Annotated in this window: 6 protein-coding genes; 5 read left to right on the top strand and 1 reads right to left on the bottom strand. The window is 74.4% G+C overall.

The window, feature by feature from the left end; translation table 11 throughout:
* Positions 1–98: 98 nt before the first annotated feature.
* The gene (locus ACH4B3_RS10685; RefSeq protein WP_398462426.1) at positions 99–809 is read right to left on the bottom strand and encodes a rhomboid family intramembrane serine protease; all 711 of its coding nucleotides are present in this window, start codon (positions 807–809) and stop codon (positions 99–101) included.
* 189 nt (positions 810–998) lie between these two features.
* On the opposite strand from ACH4B3_RS10685, the gene ACH4B3_RS10680 reads away from it, so the two are divergent.
* From ACH4B3_RS10680 to ACH4B3_RS10660, 5 genes are all read left to right on the top strand, one after another.
* A complete protein-coding gene (locus ACH4B3_RS10680) occupies positions 999–1,238 on the top strand; it encodes a hypothetical protein (RefSeq protein WP_398462425.1) in 240 nt (79 codons plus the stop codon).
* Positions 1,239–1,297: 59 nt separating this feature from the next.
* Positions 1,298–2,668: an NYN domain-containing protein gene (locus ACH4B3_RS10675; RefSeq protein WP_398462749.1), complete on the top strand. Its 1,371-nt coding sequence runs from the start codon at positions 1,298–1,300 to the stop codon at positions 2,666–2,668.
* A gap of 310 nt (positions 2,669–2,978) precedes the next feature.
* Complete coding sequence (locus ACH4B3_RS10670; protein WP_398462424.1) at positions 2,979–4,001, top strand: NlpC/P60 family protein; 1,023 nt, start codon at positions 2,979–2,981, stop codon at positions 3,999–4,001.
* A gap of 220 nt (positions 4,002–4,221) precedes the next feature.
* Positions 4,222–5,268 carry an NlpC/P60 family protein gene (locus ACH4B3_RS10665; RefSeq protein ID WP_398462423.1) on the top strand — a complete coding sequence of 349 codons (1,047 nt, stop codon included), beginning with the start codon at positions 4,222–4,224 and terminating at the stop codon, positions 5,266–5,268.
* A gap of 291 nt (positions 5,269–5,559) precedes the next feature.
* Positions 5,560–6,852, top strand: a complete 1,293-nt coding sequence (locus ACH4B3_RS10660; protein ID WP_398462422.1) for a hypothetical protein — start codon at positions 5,560–5,562, stop codon at positions 6,850–6,852.
* Positions 6,853–6,995: the final 143 nt, after the last annotated feature.

Genomic DNA, 6,995 nt, shown 5'->3' with positions numbered 1-6,995 from the left:
CCGCTCCCACCTGCGGTTTCTCCGGTCACCCGCCACCGGCCTCAACGGGTGGTCGCTCCGCTCCCACCTGCGGTTTCTCCCGTCACCCGCCACCGGCCTCAGTCGACGGCCGGGCCGCGGTCGCCCGGGGTCTCGCGTGGGGCCCCGCGTTCCCGGCCGAAGCGTGCCCAGGCGAAGAGGAAGCCGATGACGAAGCCGATCAGGTGGGCGAGGTAGGCGACCCCGGGGCGGTCCTGCGCCTGCCGGACGGCCAGCCACTGGAGTACGAACCAGAAGGCCAGCACCAGCCAGGCGGGGAAGCGCAGCGGCAGGAAGAACAGGAACGGGAAGAGGCTGGTCACCCTGGCCCGAGGGAACAGCCAGAGGAAGGCCCCGAGAACCCCGGAGATCGAACCGGAGGCGCCGACCAGGGACTCGGTGGAGTCGGCGTGCGCGGCCGCGTACCCCAGCAGCGCCAGATACCCGGTGGCCAGATAGAAGAGGGTGAACTGCAGCCGGCCCATCCGCTCCTCGGCCATCGCCCCGAAGACGAAGAGGAACAGCATGTTGCCGAGCAGGTGCAGCCAGTTGCCGTGCACGAACAGCGCGGTGAGCGGGGCCAGCGGCGCCGAGGGCGGGCCGTTCCACAGGGCGCTGGGCACCACGCCCCAGTCCGCGAAGTAGTCGGTCTGCGCCTGGAGCAGCTCGCCGCCGGTGCCGTAGCCCGGGTTGAGCCCGGAGGCCGGCCCGAGGGCGAAGACCAGACAGCAGACACCGATGAGCGTGTACGTCACGGTGGGCCGGCCTGGATCCCCTGACGTCTCGATCATGGGCAGATCATGTCGTAACGGGTACAACCTGTGCAGAGTGCCTCGCCGCGCCTGCCGTCATGACCGGGCCCACCTCCGGTGGCGTTCAGGCCGTAGGGTTACAGCACGCGGCGCGGGCCGCCCGTGGCGCCGGTGGGCGCGCCGTGGCGCCGGCGGCGGAAAACAGCCCCCGAACCAGAGGACGACGAGATGGCCGTTCCCCAGCCGACCGACCGGACCCGGTGGCGCTGCACCCTGTGCGGCAACCTCACGCGCTTCGACGTGACCCGGTCGACCAGGGCCGTGGAGTACGTCCACCTCGACCTGGCCGGGGAACCGAGCGTGGAGGAGCGCGAGGTGGTCAGTGAGACCATCGAGTCGGTGCGCTGCCGCTGGTGCAACGCGGTCGACCAGATCGAGCTGGTGGACCGCCCGGACGCGGGCGCCTGAGAACGGAGCGGTGACAGGTGGTGGAACGGACGGACGGCCCCGAGCCGACCGGTGACGCCATGGAGGCATCCCAGGGGGCTCCGTCCGGACAGGGTCCGGGCGAGGAGCCCGAGGGAGGCGCCGAGGCGCTGGACCGTCCCCTGCCGGAAGGGGTCCGGCGCCGTGTCGTGGCGCTCGTCGCGGACGCCTTCGGCGGTCTGACGGTCCCCGAACTGCCACCCCAACTGCGGCAGTACGCCCGGTTCACCCCGAGTCGCCGGGCCAAGTTCGCCGGCAACGCCATGGCGGCGGCGGTGGAGAGCGACCCGGTCTTCCGGCAGCGGATCGCCACCCGGATCCGCGAGTCGCACACCGAACTGTCCGGTGCCATAGAGGGCGGCACCCCGCCGGCCGCCGCCGACCCGGTCGACGTGGCGGCTCTCGCCTATGTGCTGCGGCCCGCGGACTGGATCAAGCTCGTCGAGGCGGCGGGTGAGGAAGCGGAACGGGCGCACGCCGAACGGGCCGGCGAGGAGACCGAGCGGGAACTGCGCCGGCTGCGCGAGGAACTGGCCGAGGCGCGGACCGCCGCCCGTACCGAGGCCGAGCGCGGCCGCGTCGAGCTGGAGACCGTCCGCAAGGAACACGACGCCCTGCAGCGGAAGCTCCGCAGCGCGCTCAGCGACGTCAAGCGCGGTGAGGCGGCGCTGCGGAAGCTGGAGGCGGAACTGGAGTCGTCGCGGTCGGCGGCCGCCGCCCAGCAGGCCACCGCCGAGGGAGAGGCGCGGCGGCTGCGGGCCAGGCTGGCGGAGGCGGAGTCGGCGCTGGAGGCGAGCCGGCGGGCGGCCCGCGAGGGGCGCAGCGTGGAGGACATGCGGGTGCGGCTGCTGCTGGACACCGTGCTGGAGTCGGCCCAGGGCCTGCGGCGGGAACTCGCCCTCCCCCCGGCCTCCGTGCACCCGGCGGACACCGTGGACGCCGTGGAACCGGGCCGGATGACCCCGAAGGACATCGCGCGCCGGGCCCTGTCGGAGACCGATCCGGCGCTGCTGGACCAGCTGCTGGCGCTGCCCCAGGCGCATCTGGTGGTGGACGGCTACAACGTCACCAAGACCGGCTATCCCACGATGCCGCTGGAGAAGCAGCGGTTGCGGCTGCTGGGCGGGCTGGCCGTGCTGGCGGCCCAGACCGGGGCCGAGATGACCTGCGTCTTCGACGGCGCCGAACTGGCCGCCCCGGTGCTGCTGGCGCCGCCGCGCGGAGTCCGGGTGCTGTTCAGCAAGCCGGGTGTGACCGCGGACGAACTCATCCGTCAGCTGGTGCGGGCCGAACCGCCCGGCCGCCCGGTGGTGGTGGTCTCCACCGACCGGGAGGTGGCGGACGGGGTCGCGAAGGCGGGGGCGCGGCCGGTGGCGTCGGCCCTGTTGCTCAAACGACTCGCCCGCACCTGACCTGACGCTCCGGCGGGTCCGCCTCCCGGCGGCCGGGCCGCGGTGTGCGCCGGATCGGCAGCACAGTGTCAGACGTCGGTCACGATGCGTGTGCCGTTTGTAAAAGATGAGCGTATCGACGGAATTTTTTGCCGGTGGGATTTGAAGCGATCACGATGACCTCACTAAGGTCGGCTCGAACCTCCGCGCGGTTGATCATCCATCGGGGATGTCAGCGGGGGTACCGCCGAGTCCGCGGTGTGTCAGCGGAGCCGGGGTCATGAACCCCCACCACCCGGTAGGCGGCTGGAGGAAGAAGGAGCTCGCCCCCGTGGCGTCCCACCGTCGACCCAAGCAGCCGAGCCGCACTCGGGTATCCGTTCTGACCGCGACCGCCGCCGCTGCCGTGGCCCTCTCGGCCCAGTCCGCCAACGCCGACCCCAAGCCGACCAAGGAAGACGTCAAGGCCCAGGTCGACAAGCTCTACGAAGAGGCGGAGCAGGCCACCGAGAAGTACAACGGGGCCAAGTCCCGGCAGGAGAAGCTGGAGAAAGAGGTCGGCGACCTGCAGGACAAGGTCGCGCGCGGGCAGGCTGACCTCAACAAGCTGCGGGACGGCCTGGGTTCGATGGCGACCGCGCAGTACCGCTCCGGTGGCATCGACCCGTCGGTGCAGCTGCTGCTCTCCTCCGACCCGGACGAGTACCTCGACAAGGCGTCCGCCCTCGACCAGGTGACCAGCAAGCAGGCCGGCGCGCTGAAGAAGATCGGCGAGCAGACCCGCACGCTGGAGCAGCAGCGTGCCGAGGCCACCACCAAGCTCAAGGACCTGGCCTCCACCCGGAAGGCGCTCGGCGAGAAGAAGTCCGAGATCCAGGGCAAGCTGGCCAAGGCGCAGCAGCTGCTGAACACCCTCACGGCCAAGGAGCGCGCGGCGCTGGCCGAGAAGGAGGAGCGCGCCAACCGGTCCAACGAGCGGGTGGACCTGGGCAGCGACGTCCCCGAATCGCAGCGGGCCGCCGCCGCGCTGGCCGCCGCCAAGACCAAGATCGGCGCTCCCTACGTCTGGGGAGCCACCGGCCCCAGCTCCTTCGACTGCTCCGGCCTCACCTCGTGGGCGTACGGGCAGGCGAGCGTGCAGCTGGACCGCACCTCGCAGCAGCAGGCCAACAACGGCACCCGCATCGGGCAGAGCCAGCTCAAGCCGGGCGACCTGGTGTTCTTCTACAGCGACCTGCACCACGTCGGCCTGTACGCGGGCAACGGCCAGATACTCCACGCGCCGAAGCCGGGCGCGAACGTGCGCTACGAGTCCATCAACAACATGCCGTTCATGTTCGGCGTCCGCGTCTGAGCCGGTCCGCCGACCGAGCCCGCCGCCGACGTCCGTCCGGGCGAATCCCGTCCGGCCCGGCCGAACCCCCGCGCCCCGCCCTTGACCTGCGTCTTGGCCGGGGCGTCTGGCTTTCCTGACGCCTTCCGGGGGCGGGCGGCCGTTGGACCCGCGCGGAGGGCGGGGCTAGTGTCGGCGACCGGTTTCTTCCCCGACCCAGCGGAAGGGAGTGCGGCGCACCGTGGCGTCCCACCGCCGTCCCTCGTCGCCCGGCCCCGGCCGGACGGCCCTCCGGACGACCGTTCTGTCCGCCACCGCGGCCTCGGCGGCCGCGGCGCTCTCCGCGGTCCCGGCCACCGCCGAACCGGGGGAACCCGGGCCGCGGGCCACCGCCCGCAGCGCCGTGGACCGGCTCTACACCCAGGCGGAACGGGCCACCGAGGCCTACAACGCGGCGGCGGAGCGCGGGGCGCGGCTGCGCCGGGACGCCAACCGGATCCAGGACCGGGTCGCCCGGGACCAGGAGCGGGTCAACCGGATGCGCGACGCGCTCGGTGCGCTCGCCGGGGCGCAGTACCGTTCCGGCGGGATCGACCCGGGCGTCGCGCTGCTCCTCACCTCCGATCCCGAGAGCTATCTGGAGAAGGCGGGCACCCTGGAGCGGATCGGCAACCGGCAGTCCGGGCGGCTCCACGCGCTGCGGACCGCGCTGCGTGAACTGCGCCAGCAGCGCGCCGAGGCGACCGGGAAACTCGCCGAGATCGCCGAGAGCCGGGCGGTCGCGGCCCGTCACAAGAAGTCCGTGCAGCGCAAACTCGCCACCGCCCGGCGGGTGCTGGGCGCCCTGTCCGCCGGGGAACGGGCGGCGTACGCGCAGGTGTCGCGCACCGGCGGGCACGGCGCGGGCGAACTGCCCGCCGTTCCGGAGCCGTCCGGGGCCTCGGGCCGGGGCACGGCGGCGCTGCTGGCGGCGCGCCAGGCGGTCGGTTCGCCGTACGCCTGGGGGCAGGCCGGGCCCACCGCCTTCGACTGCTCGGGACTCACCCAGTGGGCGTACCAGCGGGCCGGGGTCGCGATCCCCCGCACCTCGCAGGCCCAGCGGCACGCGGGGCGTACCGTGCCGCTGTCCCAGGCCCGCCCCGGTGATCTGGTGGTCTACCGGTCGGACGCGAGCCATGTGGGGATGTACGCGGGCGGCGGCCAGGTGATCCACGCGCCCTACCCGGGCGCCCGGGTGCGCTACGACCCGGTGGGCATGATGCCGATCGCGTCCGTCACCCGCCCGTAGCGGCAGCCGCGGGTCCGCCACGGCACCGGCCCGCCATCCCGCCGGTCCGCCCATCCCGTCGGTCCACCACCCCGTCGGTCCACCATCGCGCCGGCCCGCCACGGCGCCGGGCGGCCGGCCGTCCGGGGGCGAGCGGGGCAAGCGGGGCGCGGTGGCGGCCACCGGAGCCGCTTCGTCCGGGGACAACGCCGCCCTGGGGCGCCGGTTCGGAGGTCTGCGGCACCCGGTTCCGGCCGCGATGGCCGGAACGCGCACTCCGGTGCCCCGGGCGGGGGCTCGTACCATCGTGGCGTGGCAGGCGGGCGGAGGCGGCGGTGCGGACGGCGGGCGGTGCTCCCGCCGCTGCTGGGCTGCCTGCTGGCCGGGGCGCTCTCCGGCTGCGGTGCCCCGCCCGACGCCGCCGCTCCGTACCGCACGGACATCCAGCGGATGCTGGACCGGCGGGCGGAAGCGGTCCGGGACCGGGACCGGGACGCCTTCCTGGCCACCGTCGACCGCGGCGCCGACCGCTATCTCAGCGGGCAGCGGCGGGTGTTCGCCAACCTGGCGGACGTGCCGCTGCGCAGCTGGAGCTACCGGTTCACCGGGACCGGCGGCTTCCGGCCGGCGGCCGGCACCGGCCACCGGATCGCCGCCCGGGTCGAACTCCGGTACCGGATCGCCGGGTACGACACCGTGCCGGTCACCAGCGAGGAGCACCTGACGCTGGTCCGCCGGGACGGCCGCTGGTACATCGCCGCCGGCGGGGGCGGACGTGCCCCGCAGCAACTGTGGGAGCAGGGCGACGTCACGGTGGTGCGCGGCCGGCGCGCGGTGGTCCTCGGCGTCGGGCAGGACCGTACCCGGCTGACCGAGCTGGCCCGGATCGCCGACCGGGCGGTGCCCGCCGTGGCGGGGGTCTGGCGGGACGGCTGGACCCGGCGGGTGGTGGTCCAGGTGCCCGCCTCGCGGGAGCGGATGGCCGCCCTGCTCGGCGCCCCGGCCGACGGCTACCGGGGGATCGCGGCGGTCACCACCGGTGTGGTCGGCGACGGCGGCGGGGGCCCCGGTTCCGACGGGGAGCGCGCGACCTCAGCGGATCGGGTGATCGTCAACCCGGACGCGTTCCCGGTCCTCGGCAAACTGGGCCGGCAGGTGGTGATGACCCATGAGACCACCCATGTGGCGACCCGGACCTCGACCACCCGCACCACCCCGCTGTGGCTGTCGGAGGGGTTCGCCGACTGGGTGGCCTACCGGGACACCGGCCGCGGCCCGCGGGACATCGCCCCGGAGCTGACCCGCGCGGTCGCCGCCGGGAACCCGCCGGCGGAGCTGCCGCGCACCGAGGACTTCCGCTTCGGCCGGGACGCGACCGAGCTGGCCCGGGCCTATGAGGAGAGCTGGCTGGCCTGCCGGATGATCGCCGACCGGTGGGGGGAACGGAAGCTGGTGGAGTTCTACCGGGCGGTCGGCGGGAGCCGGGTCACCGGGCAGCGCGGCGCGGTGGCCGCGGCGCTGCTGACCGTGCTGGACGTCTCGGAGGCGGAGTTCCTCGCGGACTGGCGGGAGTACGCCGCCGGGACGCTGGGGCGCGCGGACTGACGCCGGGCCGCGGACCGCGGACGGGCGGCGCCGGGTGCCCACCCGCCTGGTGGTGCTCCGGCGCCTGGTGGGGTCCACGCACGCGCCTGGTGGTGCGCTGGCACCTGGCCGCGTCCCGGCACCCGGCCGCGCCCGGGTGCCCG

Origin of the sequence: Streptomyces sp. NPDC018031 (genome assembly GCF_044327625.1) — a bacterium.
Taxonomy (GTDB): domain Bacteria; phylum Actinomycetota; class Actinomycetes; order Streptomycetales; family Streptomycetaceae; genus Streptomyces.
This window is presented reverse-complemented; position numbering and strand designations above follow the sequence as displayed.